The organism is Sediminicola arcticus, assembly GCF_040566695.1.
Classification (GTDB): domain Bacteria; phylum Bacteroidota; class Bacteroidia; order Flavobacteriales; family Flavobacteriaceae; genus Sediminicola; species Sediminicola arcticus.
Window position 1 is genome coordinate 464,999 of sequence record NZ_JBEXAE010000002.1, and the last position, 15,327, is coordinate 480,325.

Sequence of the window (15,327 nt, forward strand, 5' to 3'; positions counted from 1 at the left end):
GGCGTTATTTCTGGGGCAAATTTAGGCTTTTTATTTAAGTTCTTTTTGATGCAAGGCCAAGAGCTTTTCAGCGGCCTTAAATGGAGAAATTTTGCTGTCCATTACCTCAAGTAATAAACTATCTAAAAGTACTTTCACCTCTCTGTTTTGGTAAAATCTTTGTTTGATCTGGTCTTCAACAGTTTGTAACAGCCAATATTTGTTTTGTTCCCTTCTTTTCAGATAAAACCCACCTCTTATCTTGTTCTCCTCTAAATAGGTATCCACAAGCTCCCAAATTTTTTGAATACCCTTATTTTCTAGCGCCGAACAGGTAAGTACCTTGGGTATCCATCCATTTTCCTTTGGGGGGTAAAGGTGAAGGGCTCTTGTAAATTCGGTCTTCGCTATTTTGGTTCTTTTCAGGTTATCGCCATCGGCCTTATTGATAACTATAGCATCCGCCATTTCCATGATACCTCTTTTGATCCCTTGAAGTTCATCACCCGCACCGGCCAATTTCAGGAGCAAGAAGAAATCCACCATACCGTGAACAGCTGTTTCACTTTGTCCGACTCCTACCGTTTCTATTAAAATAACGTCATAGCCAGAGGCTTCACAAAGGATTATAGATTCTCTGGTCTTGCGGGCTACCCCTCCTAATGAACTCCCCGAAGGGGATGGCCTTATAAAGGCGTTAGGATCCTTTACCAATTCGTCCATACGGGTCTTGTCACCTAAAATACTCCCATGGCTAATGGAACTGGTTGGGTCTACAGCAAGAACAGCTACCTTTTTCCCTAAGGCTGTCAATTGCAGTCCAAAAGATTCAATAAAGGTGCTTTTTCCAACCCCTGGAACACCTGTGATTCCTATTCTTATACTGTTCTTGGTGCGTGATAGACAGTTTTCAATAATCTCATTTGCACGATTTAAATGGCTGATATTGGTGCTTTCCACCAATGTAATAGCCCTTCCCAATGCGGTTTTATTTCCATGTAGGATACCTTCCGTAAGCTCTTTGGCAGACGGAATATTTTTTCTAAAAGATTTAATTTTAGAAATACTCTCTGAACTAGTGTTTTTTTCTGAACTCAATGCTATTTGTTAATTGGAATACTCACTTTGGTCTTATCCCATGCCATCGTTAGGAATACAGGTTCTTTTCCTTCAAAAGCAATAGTAAAACTTTCTAGTACTTCTGTACTATATGTCGTGGGGACTACCACATTTACAATGTCCTGCTCTGGTTTTCTGGTGGTATTCTTTCCCCCGCTCAAAATAGTTACACCCCAATCAGGCACCTCTTTGTTAAAAATAATTTCCCACTGCTCCTTACCTGGCTTTGTCCATAGCGAATAGGTTCCTGCGGGCAAATTATTATCCATGATCTTAATATCTGTGGCCGTTGTAAAGGTTGTTGGTTCATTGGCACCCGTTCTCCATACGACATTATACGGGACCAAATCTCCAAAAATTATACGGTCCTTTTTAAAGGGACTGCTATAATTAACGGTCATATCCATTCCATCTACCTTGTAGGCGGCGATTTTTTCCGGACTATTTTTCTTGGTCTGTTCTTTTAAGTAAGGCTGACCAACAAAGTAAAATAGTGGTCCTATTACAATTACGATAATTAGAATCCATTTTAATACTTTCATTTTAGGTGGTTTTGTGGTTGCTAGAACTAATTTACTAAATACAGATCAAAGCACATGGAAAAGAATCTTGATTCTATGAGAGGATAAATCAGTTATGCTTGGAAAATTAAGAAATGGAAATAGAAATATTGATATTTTGCATAATTTTAGGAGATAGTTTTATGTGGTTTCAATTTCAATTGGTACTTTAAGCGGTACTAAAAATGACATATATGAAAACTATTTTTGAGAGCAGCGCAACCAATGAAGGTGGTAGAAACGGTCATGTGACCAGTGAGGATGGATTGATAGATTTAGACGTTAGAATGCCTGGAGGCAAAACAATAACCGAGGGGAAATATAGTAATCCGGAACAGCTTTTTGCGGCCGCTTATTCCACTTGTTTTGCTAGTGCTTTACAGGCTGTTGCCAAAGAACATAAGGTAAAGGATTTAGGGGATTTTAATGTGACGGCGACTATTGCACTACAAGAAGACGAAGATGGTTTTTTATTGGAGGCAACCTTAGATTGCTATTTGCCAACAGTGGACAAGGAAAAAGGGGAGGAACTGGTAAATGCCGCTCATGAAATTTGTCCATATAGCAGAGCTACAAGGGATAATATTACGGTACACTTGAATCTTTTACTAGACGAATAGATTTAACTAAAATATAAAAAGGGCCGTCAATCAGAATTGACGGCCCATATTGTTTTATAAGGTGCCAAATTCAAAAGTTGATTCATTTCTATATAATTCTCCGGGTCTCAGGATAGAAGAAGGAAAATTGGATTGGTTTGGTGCATCAGGGTAGTTTTGGGTCTCAAAACAAATTGCAGGAAAGGAGGTAGGGGTATAAATGACAATCGACGGTTGATTGGTTGTGACCTTCATCACAATTCCTGAAACATGGGAAGAGACAATGGCGGCATTATTACAATGAGGTTTAAATACGAAAGGAGTGTCTAAACGAACTTGTCCTATTTTTTTACTTGTCAAAAAATTGTTCTGGGTATTTAGTACCTCTTTAATACTTCCTGTTGGTAATAATTGTTCATCTACCTCCAAAAAACCTTCAGATTTTAATTCCAAATTATAATGGTCAATTGATGTTTCATCATCCAGTTTAAAATAAGAGTGGTTGGTGAGATTTACTACTGTGGTTTTATCGGTTTGGCCTTCATGTAAAATTTGCAGGGTATTGTTTGCCAATTTATAGGTAACGAAGGCTTCGAGATTACCCGGATACCCCTCCTCTAAATGCTCACTTTTATAGGTGAGTTTTATAAACGGATTGTTTCCCCTATACTCTTCGATTAGAGTCCAATATCTTTTTCCAAACCCTTCTTTACCTCCATGCAAATGCACGCCATTTTCTTGTTGCAAGGAATAAAATTCATCCCCTAAATTAAACCCTCCTTCAGAAATCCTTCCTGCATATCTTCCAATACAGGCACCAAGGGCATGTTCATCACTTAAGTAGGCTTCAGGCTTTTCATGACCCACCACTACATTATGCTCTTTGCCATATTTGTCTTTCACCAACATTTTTTGGATAATGGCGCCAAACTCCAAAACAGTTAAGGAAATGTATTCGTTTTTAATGGTAATTTGTTTCAAATGAAGAAAATTAGAATAGGGATAAAAATAAAGATTTTTATCAACTTCTAAGAGCTACTGCCCTGAAGTTGGGTAAAATTTCAGCTATACTTGGGAGCCTACTATTTATCAAGATTTAGATCACAGATCGCTCGTCTTTGAAGGATTAGGTTGATTAAAAAAAAAGATATTAAACCTGTTAGTCCAAGAATACTAAGGTTCCAAATATATTGGCATCTTTATATCCTTGATTTTTATCTTCACCAGGTACAAATACAGAACCAATAAAGTTTTCGCGTTCTTTGCTGCCATCATTATCACAATAGGCAATTGCAAATCCGACCTTCTTGTTTATTTCTAAATTTTTAGGACTATTTTTTTTCCCATCTACAAAGCTGTCATCATACAATTTAACGGCAATTTCCCATGTGCTGGTTTGCCCGTTGGTAGTCCTTACAGAGGTAATATGATCATTGTACAGATGTGGTAGTTCATCGGGTGCCAAATCAACAACATTACCGTCAAGGGCTACGTGATAGGCGAATGCATTATGGCTAAACTGGTGTGGTCCACCTGAATTATCTTCATCAATAAAAACTTCAACACAATCATCGTCCCACCATAAATTTAAAGGATCAGCATACTGATCAAATAAGACATCATCCTTAATTTCTGCAAGGATATATAATGCATTTTCATCCCAGCTTAATTTATATCTTCCGCTAAAATCTTTGTAGGTATAGGCATTTCCCAACCAATTTTGGTCCATGGCTAGCCATTCTGCCTTGTTCCAGCAATCGTCAATGTCTTTACCATCCAAATTAGGACTTTTAATGGCCTTCTTAACCTCTATGATTTGGCGGTCTTCCTTTTTGTTGGAAGAACAGCTCCAAAACATGAAAAAAGATAAAAATACTATTAACAGCTTTTTCATATATCTAAGATACTATTTTCGCCGTAAAGTAGTTAAATTCTTGTTTTAATGCGCATCCGTTTTTAATAGTTCTGGAAATTTTTTCTGAAATCTTTTTAATCTTGGTACAGAAACACCTTGGATATATGGATTGTTGGGATGTTTTCTTTCATAATCCTGATGGTAATCCTCTGCATCGTAAAATTTGGTAAATGCGGTTACTTCCGTAACAATAGGGCTGTTGTAGACTTTATCTTTGGTTAACTTGGCTATATAGTCCACAATTATTTTTTTCTCCCCTTCGTTTTTATAGAAAGCAGCAGATCGGTATTGTGCGCCTCTATCGGGACCTTGTCTATTTAATGTGGTTGGATCCTGTGATCCAAAGAACACCTTTGCCAAGGTTTCGTAAGAAACCACTTTTGGATCGTAATATACTTCCACGGCTTCGGCATGTGAAGTTTTCCCCATCCCTACCTGTTCATAAGTGGGGTTTAACTCCGTGCCACCAGCATAACCAGATATAACTTCCTTAACACCTTTTACACTTTCAAAGACAGCCTCTACACACCAAAAACAACCACTTGCAAAATATGCGGTCTCATATTCCTTAAGGTCTTGAGCACTGTATTCCACCTTATCTGCTTGTGGTTTTTGATCTTTATTTTTTGACTGGCAGCTTGTACTGAACAACGCAATTGCACTTACCATCATAATTTTTAACATCTTCATAGTTTTTTTTCTTTAATAGTCGACTGAATTTACAAATACTTACGGAGTAAGATGTTAAATGGTTTTAAAGATTTAAGCTATACTATATTTAAGGTGTGACTTTTAAAGGATTTCATGAAATCCTTTTATATTTGAAGGATAGGATCATATGATCAACCGCATTGGCAAAATGACCAATGAAAACAATAAACAACACCAAACATGAGAAGATTTCTAGTACACATTATCCTGTTTTTATGCAGTTACTTAGCGATTGCACAGTCTAATGACGGATTTTTGTCCCAGTCACAGACAAAGGAAGATCAAATAGAGGATTATTTTTTGAGATCAGTTGATTTTGATCAATACAAGATCCACCTAAAAACATTGACACAAAAACCACACGTTGCCGGAAGTAAGGCGAACGAAGAAGTAAGGGATTATATGGCCAACGTTATGAAAAATGCGGGTATGACGGTAGCACTATATCCATATGATATCTATATGTCCAAGAACCCAGGTAGTTCATTGATAGAATTGATAACGCCTGTAAGAGAACCATTAAATCAACAAGAGTATATTTTGGAAGGTGATGCCTATTCTTCCAGTACCGATTTATGGAAAGGATGGAATGCATATTCTGGTAGTGGTGATGTTACATCTGAAGTAGTATATGCCAATTATGGCACCAAGGAAGACTTTGAAAAATTGAAGGAACTTGGTGTTGAGGTAAAAGGTAAAATAGTGATGGCTCGTTATGGACAAAACTTTAGGGGTTATAAAGCTAAGTTTGCTGAAGAAAATGGTGCGGCGGGATTAATTATATATACAGATCCAGCAGATAGTGGATTTACAAAAGGATTGGTATACCCGGATGGAGTTTATTCCAATGAAAGTGCTATTCAACGTGGATCCGTTCTAACAGAGGAATTTACTGGGGATCCATTGACCCCTTATGAGCCAGCACTTCCTTTGGATGGTAAGAAAAAGATTAAACGATTGGATCCAAAGGATACTAATATGCCCACGATCCCTGTAACCCCTATTGGTTATGGCTCTGCCCAAAAAATATTGAGTCTAATGTCAGGTAAAGTAGTGCCGGAAGGATGGCAGGGCGGACTTCCTTTTACCTATAGATTGGATGGAGGTGATGAATTGAAATTGCGTTTGATGGTAGATCAAAAAAGGGATTTCGTTAGGGTTCATAATGTGGTAGGTACTTTCAAGGGAACTGAATATCCTGATGAATGGATAATACTTGGTTGCCATTATGATGCTTGGGGTTATGGAGCCACGGATCCCAACAGTGGTACAGCCATGTTATTAGGCCTTAGTGAGACTTTGGGAAAACTTGTAAAAGAAGGAAAAGGGCCTAAACGATCTATTTTAATTGCTCATTGGGATGCAGAAGAGCACGGGGTAATCGGATCTGCCGAATGGGTAGAACAGATGAGAGCCGAACTGAACGCCAAGGCGGTGGCCTATCTTAATTTTGATGGGGGAGTATCTGGGAAGAATTTTGGAGCATCGGCCTCGCCTACCTTAAAGAAAGTGCTAGTAGAAGCTTCTAAGGAAGTGAATTATCCAGAAACAGATAAAACGGTTTACCAAGTATGGAAAGGAGATAAAGATGCGCCAACAATAGGAAATTTAGGAGGTGGCTCGGATCATATCGGATTTTATATGCATGTGGGAGTACCGTCTTTAAGTGGTGGAACCTCGGGCCCAACATTGTATCATACCAATTACGATAGCTTCGGTTTTTATGAAAAATTTGTTGATCCTTCATTTAAAATGGGACCTATGGTAGAACAATTGGTAGGAATAATGACCTTAAGATTGGCCAATGCTGAAATTATCCCATACGATGTAAAAAGATATGCTACTGATCTGAAACTACATTTCGCAAAAGTCACTGAGGATGTAAAGTCGTTTGATAAAGAATTTCAAGGTTTTGCACTTGCGAATTCTTCCATTGAAAAGTTAGAAAAAGTTGCTTCTAGGTTTGAAGAACGCTTATCCACAATGTTGAATAACAACAGCCTATCCAAAAATGAGATCACATCCATCAATTCAAAAATGCTCGCTTTAGAAAAAAGCTTTATAGATCCTAAAGGAATGTATTATGGTGATTGGTACAAATCCCTTTACGCCTCTACGGATCCTTTTAGTGGTTATGCATCTTGGATGCTTCCTGGGATTGAATATGAAATATCTTTAAAATCATCTGATAGGCTTAAAGAATGGGACTTGCGTTATGGTAAAGCTATTGATAAATTGAGCGGTAAGATAAACGCTATCATATCCGAATTGAAATAAAAATTAATAAAAGCAACTTTTTCTATGTTCACATTAACACCTTTAGAAAAGTCACTTCAAAATTATAGTAATGCGTTTATATCAATTTTGGAAACTTTTCCAATGAAACAGTACACTGCTTTAGATCTTTCTATAGGTAATACTACTCTGGATAATGTTGATATTACCAATGTAGAAGCTTGTCAAAGGTATATAGATTCTATTTTGGAAAAAAATAGGGCAGAGGTTGCGTATGGTGGATATTTGGAACAAAGAAATTTGTATAACGGGAATGCGCATTTTTCAGCATCTGAAGATAAACGGAACAATCATTTGGGAGTCGATTTCTGGGCCAAGGCAGGAACAAGGGTTAGGGTGCCTTTGGACGGGAGGTTGCATAGTTTTAGGAATAACAGCACTTCGGGAGATTATGGTCCCACTATCGTTTTAGAACATGTTTTAGATGGGATTATATTCCATACCCTTTATGGACATTTGTCCGTAAAGTCCTTACATGGTCTATTTGTAGGAAGGGCATATAACAAGGGGGATGTTTTGGCGACATTAGGGACGCCCGATATTAATGTAAATTATGCGCCACATCTACATTTTCAGATTATCCAGGAGATGGGGGAATACCAAGGGGATTATCCAGGGGTTTCTACTACAAAAAATTTAGAATTTTACGCTAATAATTGTCCGAATCCTAATTTTTTATTGAAGGCGACATAGGAAAATATCGATTAACTGCCTATTATTCCGATAAGTGATTTTAACTTCAAATTCACTTATCGGATTTTTTTTGCACTTCAACCAAACTTTTGTCAATAGCCGAAAAATAGGGGGTTTGAGCGACTTTAAACGGAGATAGCCTGTATGCGGGGGTACATTTACATAACAAAACCCAAGTCATGAAAGCTATTTTAACGTTCGTCTTTATTCTTTTTATCGGAGTTGTTGCCCAAGCACAGGAAACAACTAATGAAAATAAAGTTGAGAATGTTGAAATTACCACTGTTACTTCTAACGCTTCAACTAAGTATAATGAAGTGCCTACAGAGAATAACAATGAGGTTGCTCGTTTGTACAAGAACAAAAATGCAAGGGTATTGAAGGCGTTGACCTTTATGACCAAAAGAAACGCTGCTAAATTGGCTTAATCATGGTTGAAATCATTCTGAGTATTTACTTATTGTTTTATATATATGCCATTATGGTGCCTAAACTTCAAAAGAGGCGCTTAAAGGCAATCATGGTTAGCATCAAATAATACATCGATTCGTTGAATCCAAGAGTGGTAATCTAAGTCAATGTATGTTGATCCTAGTCGCTTCATTTTTTGTTAGACTTATGCCATCCAAGTAGGACGATATACCTAATGAGGGACTATTCATCTAAACTGTTCCTCAAACTAACATTCAAAAAGCTAGAGGAAGTAACATTTACGGATAATCTTGTATCGATGAAATACACATAATATCGATAATGGATATTTGGCTCCATTGCCGTTTATCGACCTTTTTTTGCGCTTTATCCCATCCTTTGTCAGATACCGAATAATAAGGGGTTTTAGACGAATTACAAGGAGTTGAAATACACTATAGGCGTTCTATGTACATAACAAAACGTTACCATTATGAAAGCCATCTTAACTTTAATCTTTGTTCTTTTCATCGGAGTTGCTGCCCAGGCACAAGCTGCTAATGACATTATTAAGGTTGAAACGGTTGCTTTAAGTATTGTGTCCACTACAAACAATGGAATGTTCAACGAGGTTTCTACAACTACCCAAAATGATGTTGCTCGTTTGTACAAGAACAAAAATGCAAGGGTATTGAAAGCTTTAACCTTTACTACCAAAAAGGATAACGCTAAATTAGCTTAATCCTGAAAGCGCAGAAAAGTAAACAAATAAGAATAAATATAGTATAACGCCTTTTATCTGCACACTACTCTTATTTGAAAACACTTACCAACTATATTATCATCCCACATTATAGAACACGAATTGGAGGAAGCGTAACTCCTTTAACGGTTTAACCATCTTTTTAATATTGATTACACTGGTAGATGACAGGTTGTTGCATCCGAAGAGATCACTTAGAATTTATTGTCAACCATCTTGGAACTACTAAAAGTGAGCGACAGACCTTGCCTGTAATTAAAGTAGGGAGATCTCATATCGATAAACTGCAAGTAATATCGGTATGCGGAATTTTATGACATTACCGTTTATCGATTTTTTTTTGCACTTTATCCCATCCTTTGTCAGATACCGAATAATAAGGGGTTTTAGACGAATTACAAGGAGTTGAAATACACTATAGGCGTTCTATGTACATAACAAAACGTTACCATTATGAAAGCCATCTTAACTTTAATCTTTGTTCTTTTCATCGGAGTTGCTGCCCAGGCACAAGCTGCTAATGACACTATTAAGGTTGAAACGGTTGCTTTAAGTATTGAGTCCACTACAAACAATGAAATGTTCAACGATGTCTCTATCAATACCCAAAATGATGTTGCTCGTTTATACAAGAACAAAAATGCAAGGGTATTGAAAGCTTTGACCTTTACTACCAAAAAGGATTACGCTAAATTGGCTTAATCTTTTCCTACACCAGGTTGTTTTATGGTGTAATTGAGTTTGTCTTTTTCCAATTGTACCATTTCCTTCACCTCTTTTAATAATTCTTTGGCATTATAGATAATACCATCTTTTATGGTATATAGTACGCCTCCAACGCGTTCTACTTTGTTATCCTCTGTAAGTTTAATAGCACCTGTACCGTACAAAACTTTAAGGTTTTTTAGTGGATTTTCTTCCACTACCACAAAATCTGCCAACTTTCCAACTTCCACGGATCCGATTTTATTTGACATCCCCAAGGCTTCTGCCCCATTTAAGGTGGCAGAACGTATGATTTCCAGAGGATGAAACCCCGCTTCCCTTAATAATTCCATTTCACGGATATAAGCAAAGCCATATAATTGGAAGATAAAACCAGAATCTGAACCGGTGGTAACCCTACCACCTCTATTTTTGTATTCGTTTACAAAGGTCATCCACAGTCTATAATTCTCTTTCCATGCTACTTCTTGCTCTGTACCCCAATCATGCCAATAGGACCCATGGGACACTTTACTGGGTTGGTAGAACTCCCAAAGGGATGGTAAGGTATAATCCTCATGCCATTCTGCCCTTCTGGCCTTATGCAAATCCCTACTAGCCTCATAGATGTTGAATGTAGGATCCAAAGTAAAATCAAGACTTATGAGCTCATTCATGACCTTGTTCCAGTGGTCAGAATAGGGTTTGGCTGCTTGTTGCCATAGTTTTCCTGCCTCTTCGAAGCGATCTTGCTCATTCTGGTAATTGTAGTCTACGGGATAATTCTGTACGGTTCTGTCTTCAAATAAGGCTTCTGGCAATCCATACCAATGCTCCATACTGGTAAGTCCCGCCCTTGCTGAATGAAGGACATTCCATCTAGATACATTCAGTTGTGCATGGTGACAAGCCGATTTTAGACCTAATTTTTTATTCTCATCCAATGCGGCGGTCATTATTTCTGGTGCGGCCCCAAAGAATTTAACGCCATCTGCGCCCTTTTTTGCATTATTCCGTACCCATTCCCTAGCCATTTCCGGAGTACTGATAGGTTCCGAACTACCTTGACCAAAAGCGGTATAGGCAAAGAGTCTAGGCGCAACTATTTCATTTTTGGCACTCTTACGTTTTAAGTCCATCGTCCAATCCACACCCCTACCACTAGGTTCCCTAACCGTAGTGACGCCATGGGCCATCCATAGTTTAAAAACATAGTCATAATCCGCTCCCTGCGCAATTCCTCCAATATGCCCGTGCATATCTACAAAACCCGGTAATAGGTACATGCCTTCGCAATTGAGTTCTTTACCCCCTGCTTTTAATTTGGGTCTTTTGGAGTTGTCTAAAGGCACACCTGGGTAGCCAACAACCTCTACTTGGGTGATTATATTGTTTTCAACAACAATATCAATAGGCCCTTGTGGGGGAGCTCCATTCCCGTTGATAAGGGTTACTCCACGAATTATGAGTTGCGAATAAGGTCCTTGTCCCTTAGCGTCTTGGCCGAAACCAAGCGAAGAGCAAGAGATAAGTAAACAAGTGAGATAGATTGTTATAGTTTTCATTTGAAATATTTGGTTTAGTCTGGTACATTAATTTTATCCCCTAAAAATAAGGCGTTTAAAAATAGTCTGTTGGTTCCGTACCAAGATCCCCTAAAATTGGGATTATCGGCAAAAAGGACTACCCTACCACTACCTATCTTGCTTACAATAAGAGAGGCCGAAGGCTTTAAGAATTCATTTAAATTTTTATCGGTAATAAATCCATCTATCTGAGGGTCTTGCGTATACTTGGCAACGGTCGCATATTCATTCTTACTGGGAGCTAGCCAAACAGTATTGTTCTTATACACTGGAATGGTAGCATCGTGATATCCAAACCCTAGAGGATGTGTCACATCTAGGTCTACCCTGAAGATAGCTCCTCCCAAACTCTCTTTCCCGATATTTTCATCGGCATCTACATAGGGTTTCCGAACTATAGTTTTGGTAGAATCTTTTTTGGCTTCAATTAATTTTTCGTCTACTAACTTTTTATCGATGGCCCATTTAGAGGCCGTACCAATGGTAATTAGGGTATTCCCAATGTCGACCCAATCCTTTATTTTATTGCGTTCTTTCTCGTCTAGATCGTATTTACCTGAAACCATGACCAAGGTGTTGTAGCCAGATAGGTCTGCACCTGAAAAATTCCTCATCGGTATTTTTGTAATGGGCATCCCCACTCTGGTATCCAACAAATGCCATACCTCTCCAGCCTCGTATGAACTTACCCCATGGCCAATCAGCATGGCGATTTTAGGTTTAGAAACAGCACTAATACTCCTACTTCCAAGATCAATACCTTTTAAGTTCAATCCAGTATTGATGCTATAAATAGGTATCTGAAATTTATCCTGTACTTTCTTTAATGCCTGATAAACTTCCTCGGATGATTTTTTCTGAAGGCTTACTGGTACCATGAGGGAGCCATAGTTAAATCGTTTCTCTCCCATGGTTGTTTGGCTACTGAATTGTTTGGCCGATGAGGAAACCACCAAACCTGCTGTTTGCAATTGATACAGTGCGGCAGGGGTATTATAATCATCCCAGTCTAAGATATAGGCGTAATCAGATTTTTTAAAGTCAGGTACCGAAACAATATTGGTTGTGTTTTCTATCCTTTCTCCCAAAGCCATGTTGGATACCTCCTTGTATTTCATGTTGTAAAAGTTGGCTACGGACCATGCTGAAGCGTCATAATAGACGCTGTCTCTGTATTTGTCATAGGTTTCAAACATAGTCTGAACCATTCTGTATTGCGGTTGTTTTGTAGGAACTACGTAAGTACCATTGCCCGATTTATACACTTCAATACGGTGTAATAACAGCTTATCGATAAATGCCTTGACCCTATTTTGATCAAAGTCGTCACTAAAACTATAGCCTTTTATTTTGCTTTTTGTAGCCCTACTCAAGGCACTTTTGAAAAAGTCTTGTTGGTACTTTCTCATCATGGCTTTGTTTTCCACGGCAGCCTTAACCGTTGTAATACTAGATGTAAACTGATTTCTGATGGTAAAGGGAAAAGTGATCTCCCCAAAGGCGGTAGTTTGCTTGTGCCCCCTTGAACTTGCCTGTTCAAACAATAAGCCCAACCCTCCTTGTAAATCAGGATAAGAGGAACCGTAACCTGGATAGGTACCATCAAATGCTTCTTTGGTAAAATACAGGGAACCTATACTATCCAATGCCTTGGCAAAGTAACTCCCAAATAAATTATTGAGGTCCTCATAGTTTTCCTTGGGCATAATAGGATCCAAGGAACCATTTGGTTTCATGGGTTCAAAAAAATAAGTGCTTTGGGAGCCCATTTCATGAAAATCGGTGACCACATTGGGATACCATCGGTGATACCAGTTTAATTTACCCTGGCTTTCAGGGTTTATAGCTAACAACCAATCCCTATTTAAATCAAACCAATAGTGGTTTGTTCTTCCCATGGGCCAATACTCGTTATGCTCTGCATCTTGCGGATCAGCTACTAAGGGATTTCCTTGATAGGAATTTGCCCATTGTGTATGACGGTCGCGACCATCAGGGTTTATAGTAGGATCTATAAAGATTACCGCTTTTTTTAAATAATTTAATATCTCGGGATTTTCTGAGGCCACAAATGTATAAGCAGATAACAGAGCTGCTTCGGAACTGGAGGGTTCATTTCCATGTACATTATATGCCAAATTAATGAAGATGGGAACTTCATCATAATTAGTCACATTTTTTGTGGGATCGGTAAAAGCTAAATGTTGTTGTTTTAGCGCGTCTAAATTGGATACGTTTTCTGGGGTACTCACGGTAAGAATCACCAATTTTCTTCCTTCATGGGTTTTACCGTATTGATAGATGGTAGCCCTATCGGACACTTCTGCCAATTTTTCTAAATAGGCAACAATAAGGTCGTGTCTGGTATGACGTTCCCCTATACCGTACTCCAAAAATTCTTCGGGGGAGGGGATCTCTTTATTGAAAGGTTCAAATTTTTTAAGGAAATAATCTTGTGCAAAAATGGTGGTGCTACAAAGCAGTGCCAAAACAAGTAGTTTTTTTGACATATGTCAATTGGTTTTTAAATTAGTCGTTTTAAATATAGGGATAATATTCCTAAACCATCTCCCAGCGCCAACGATAGATTATGAGAATTGGACCATTAAAAATGTGCCTCGGTATTTTAATGGCAATTGTTAGTGCACAAGTACATTTTGGAGCACTATGGTCTTCTATCTTATGCTACTGAATTAAACTCTTGGGTTACTTCTTGGAATCTGATGATGTAGTTGGTCCCTTTTAGGGAAAGATCTTTGGTGATGGAACCTTTCAATTGTCGTGCTAAATTGTGAATCAATTTAAGGCCTAAAGATTTTGAGGTCTGAGGCGTAATGCTTTCCGAAAAACCTTCCCCATTATCCCCAATATTCAGTACAAAACCTTTTTCGTCCTCTTGTTTTAATTCAATATGAATAGTTCCTTCTGTATCGTCTTTAATACCATACTTAAGGGCGTTGGTAATAGCTTCGTTGATGAGTAGGCCTAGGGGTATTGCGGTGTCAATGCCTAGTTTGATATCTGGAATATCAATATTGAGCTTTATATTGTTTTTGTTTCCCTTAACCGATCGAACCAAGTACTGGCTCAGTTCTTGAACATAGGCTTTGTATTCTACCTTAGATAAATAGTCGTCCCTCATATAAAGCATTTCGTGTACCATGGCCATAGAAATAACCCTATTTTGACTGCTTTTAATAAGACTTTTAATTTTCTTATCCTCAATACTTCTAGATTGTAGGCTTAATAAACTTGAGACGGTTTGAAGGTTGTTCTTTACTCGGTGGTGGACTTCTCTAAGAAGTGTTTCTTTTTCAGAAATTCGATCTTCAATTTCTCTCTTGGACTTATACAACCTATGGTGAGCCTTTAATAGGAATTTCCCAAAGACACCTCCTATCATATACACAGAAAAAAGGATGCAAAAAAGGGCAAATAAGTTTCTATTTGCCAATGGGACAACGTTTTCCGTAAGGGCATAATTAGAGGAGCCTAGCATGTATATCAATACAATAACACTCAAATTGAGATATAGGTAAACCTTTCCATACCTTCTTGTGGTGGCGTAGGCAGCAAATACAATAATTCCCAAAACAAAGATAAATGGACTGTTGATTCCCCCGCTGTAAAGGGTGACCAATACAGTACCTATGGTGGCTAGTACAGAAGTGATATTGTAGGTTAATATGAGGTTGTTGTGTAATTTATAAATTAAAGTGTTTATAATATTTAATACCGCAAAAGCCAGAAAGATATAAGGTATCGGTTGCCCTATGTTCAATAAGAATAAAGATATCGGATAAAATAAGAGTATTAGGGCAGAGGACAGGTAGTTGACCCTATGTGTAAGTTTTACTTTATCCATAAGTTGATTATAGTCTTTGGTGGGCTTTTTCATAGCTTGGTTTTTTAATTCTTAAACTTTTTGAAATGAAGTAACGTTTTAGAATTAGTAAAGTCTTCAAAGAGTGCATCTCTGAGCTGTCGTAAA

At 38.0% G+C, this 15,327-nt stretch carries 14 protein-coding genes; 6 read left to right on the top strand and 8 right to left on the bottom strand.

Annotated features, from left to right (window positions below):
- Nucleotides 1-30: 30 nt before the first annotated feature.
- Both meaB and ABXZ36_RS05905 read right to left on the bottom strand, forming a co-directional pair.
- The gene (gene meaB / locus ABXZ36_RS05900; protein ID WP_354614564.1) at nucleotides 31-1,077 is read right to left on the bottom strand and encodes a methylmalonyl Co-A mutase-associated GTPase MeaB; all 1,047 of its coding nucleotides are present in this window, start codon (nucleotides 1,075-1,077) and stop codon (nucleotides 31-33) included.
- Nucleotides 1,078-1,079: 2 nt separating this feature from the next.
- Nucleotides 1,080-1,640 carry a DUF2911 domain-containing protein gene (locus ABXZ36_RS05905; RefSeq protein WP_354614565.1) on the bottom strand — a complete coding sequence of 187 codons (561 nt, stop codon included), beginning with the start codon at nucleotides 1,638-1,640 and terminating at the stop codon, nucleotides 1,080-1,082.
- Nucleotides 1,641-1,852: 212 nt separating this feature from the next.
- Here ABXZ36_RS05905 and ABXZ36_RS05910 point away from each other — a divergent pair, with 212 nt between their 5' ends.
- Nucleotides 1,853-2,278 carry an organic hydroperoxide resistance protein gene (locus tag ABXZ36_RS05910; RefSeq protein WP_354614566.1) on the top strand — a complete coding sequence of 142 codons (426 nt, stop codon included), beginning with the start codon at nucleotides 1,853-1,855 and terminating at the stop codon, nucleotides 2,276-2,278.
- A gap of 54 nt (nucleotides 2,279-2,332) precedes the next feature.
- On the opposite strand, the gene ABXZ36_RS05915 is transcribed toward ABXZ36_RS05910, so the two are convergent.
- From ABXZ36_RS05915 to msrA, 3 genes are all read right to left on the bottom strand, one after another.
- Nucleotides 2,333-3,238: an aldose epimerase family protein gene (locus ABXZ36_RS05915; protein ID WP_354614567.1), complete on the bottom strand. Its 906-nt coding sequence runs from the start codon at nucleotides 3,236-3,238 to the stop codon at nucleotides 2,333-2,335.
- Nucleotides 3,239-3,416: 178 nt separating this feature from the next.
- Complete coding sequence (locus ABXZ36_RS05920) at nucleotides 3,417-4,151, bottom strand: CBM9 family sugar-binding protein (RefSeq protein ID WP_354614568.1); 735 nt, start codon at nucleotides 4,149-4,151, stop codon at nucleotides 3,417-3,419.
- 45 nt (nucleotides 4,152-4,196) lie between these two features.
- Nucleotides 4,197-4,862 carry a peptide-methionine (S)-S-oxide reductase MsrA gene (gene msrA / locus ABXZ36_RS05925; RefSeq protein ID WP_354614569.1) on the bottom strand — a complete coding sequence of 222 codons (666 nt, stop codon included), beginning with the start codon at nucleotides 4,860-4,862 and terminating at the stop codon, nucleotides 4,197-4,199.
- A 201-nt stretch (nucleotides 4,863-5,063) separates the two neighbouring features.
- Between msrA and ABXZ36_RS05930 the strand changes: the two genes are divergently transcribed.
- From ABXZ36_RS05930 to ABXZ36_RS05950, 5 genes are all read left to right on the top strand, one after another.
- The gene (locus tag ABXZ36_RS05930) at nucleotides 5,064-7,160 is read left to right on the top strand and encodes a M28 family peptidase (protein ID WP_354614570.1); all 2,097 of its coding nucleotides are present in this window, start codon (nucleotides 5,064-5,066) and stop codon (nucleotides 7,158-7,160) included.
- A 24-nt stretch (nucleotides 7,161-7,184) separates the two neighbouring features.
- Entirely contained in the window at nucleotides 7,185-7,871 is a 687-nt protein-coding gene (locus ABXZ36_RS05935; protein WP_354614571.1) for a peptidoglycan DD-metalloendopeptidase family protein, read from the top strand.
- A gap of 179 nt (nucleotides 7,872-8,050) precedes the next feature.
- The gene (locus ABXZ36_RS05940) at nucleotides 8,051-8,299 is read left to right on the top strand and encodes a hypothetical protein (RefSeq protein ID WP_354614572.1); all 249 of its coding nucleotides are present in this window, start codon (nucleotides 8,051-8,053) and stop codon (nucleotides 8,297-8,299) included.
- 476 nt (nucleotides 8,300-8,775) lie between these two features.
- A complete protein-coding gene (locus ABXZ36_RS05945; RefSeq protein WP_354614573.1) occupies nucleotides 8,776-9,024 on the top strand; it encodes a hypothetical protein in 249 nt (82 codons plus the stop codon).
- Nucleotides 9,025-9,498: 474 nt separating this feature from the next.
- The gene (locus ABXZ36_RS05950; RefSeq protein WP_354614574.1) at nucleotides 9,499-9,747 is read left to right on the top strand and encodes a hypothetical protein; all 249 of its coding nucleotides are present in this window, start codon (nucleotides 9,499-9,501) and stop codon (nucleotides 9,745-9,747) included.
- Here the strand turns inward: ABXZ36_RS05950 and ABXZ36_RS05955 are convergent.
- From ABXZ36_RS05955 to ABXZ36_RS05965, 3 genes are all read right to left on the bottom strand, one after another.
- Nucleotides 9,744-11,315: an amidohydrolase family protein gene (locus tag ABXZ36_RS05955; protein WP_354614575.1), complete on the bottom strand. Its 1,572-nt coding sequence runs from the start codon at nucleotides 11,313-11,315 to the stop codon at nucleotides 9,744-9,746. The two genes, ABXZ36_RS05950 and ABXZ36_RS05955, sit on opposite strands and share 4 nt — an antisense overlap.
- A gap of 14 nt (nucleotides 11,316-11,329) precedes the next feature.
- Complete coding sequence (locus tag ABXZ36_RS05960) at nucleotides 11,330-13,846, bottom strand: M14 metallopeptidase family protein (protein ID WP_354614576.1); 2,517 nt, start codon at nucleotides 13,844-13,846, stop codon at nucleotides 11,330-11,332.
- Nucleotides 13,847-14,016: 170 nt separating this feature from the next.
- The gene (locus tag ABXZ36_RS05965; protein ID WP_354614577.1) at nucleotides 14,017-15,234 is read right to left on the bottom strand and encodes a sensor histidine kinase; all 1,218 of its coding nucleotides are present in this window, start codon (nucleotides 15,232-15,234) and stop codon (nucleotides 14,017-14,019) included.
- Nucleotides 15,235-15,327: the final 93 nt, after the last annotated feature.

What these genes read in the sequence shown, in the direction of transcription:
- ABXZ36_RS05905 (WP_354614565.1), bottom strand. Translation starts at nt 1,640, where the DNA reads ATGAAAGTATTAAAATGGATTCTAATTATCGTAATTGTAATAGGACCA.
- ABXZ36_RS05910 (WP_354614566.1), top strand. Translation starts at nt 1,853, where the DNA reads ATGAAAACTATTTTTGAGAGCAGCGCAACCAATGAAGGTGGTAGAAAC.
- ABXZ36_RS05920 (WP_354614568.1), bottom strand. Translation starts at nt 4,151, where the DNA reads ATGAAAAAGCTGTTAATAGTATTTTTATCTTTTTTCATGTTTTGGAGC.
- msrA (WP_354614569.1), bottom strand. Translation starts at nt 4,862, where the DNA reads ATGAAGATGTTAAAAATTATGATGGTAAGTGCAATTGCGTTGTTCAGT.
- ABXZ36_RS05930 (WP_354614570.1), top strand. Translation starts at nt 5,064, where the DNA reads ATGAGAAGATTTCTAGTACACATTATCCTGTTTTTATGCAGTTACTTA.
- ABXZ36_RS05935 (WP_354614571.1), top strand. Translation starts at nt 7,185, where the DNA reads ATGTTCACATTAACACCTTTAGAAAAGTCACTTCAAAATTATAGTAAT.
- ABXZ36_RS05940 (WP_354614572.1), top strand. Translation starts at nt 8,051, where the DNA reads ATGAAAGCTATTTTAACGTTCGTCTTTATTCTTTTTATCGGAGTTGTT.
- ABXZ36_RS05945 (WP_354614573.1), top strand. Translation starts at nt 8,776, where the DNA reads ATGAAAGCCATCTTAACTTTAATCTTTGTTCTTTTCATCGGAGTTGCT.
- ABXZ36_RS05950 (WP_354614574.1), top strand. Translation starts at nt 9,499, where the DNA reads ATGAAAGCCATCTTAACTTTAATCTTTGTTCTTTTCATCGGAGTTGCT.
- ABXZ36_RS05955 (WP_354614575.1), bottom strand. Translation starts at nt 11,315, where the DNA reads ATGAAAACTATAACAATCTATCTCACTTGTTTACTTATCTCTTGCTCT.
- ABXZ36_RS05960 (WP_354614576.1), bottom strand. Translation starts at nt 13,846, where the DNA reads ATGTCAAAAAAACTACTTGTTTTGGCACTGCTTTGTAGCACCACCATT.
- ABXZ36_RS05965 (WP_354614577.1), bottom strand. Translation starts at nt 15,234, where the DNA reads ATGAAAAAGCCCACCAAAGACTATAATCAACTTATGGATAAAGTAAAA.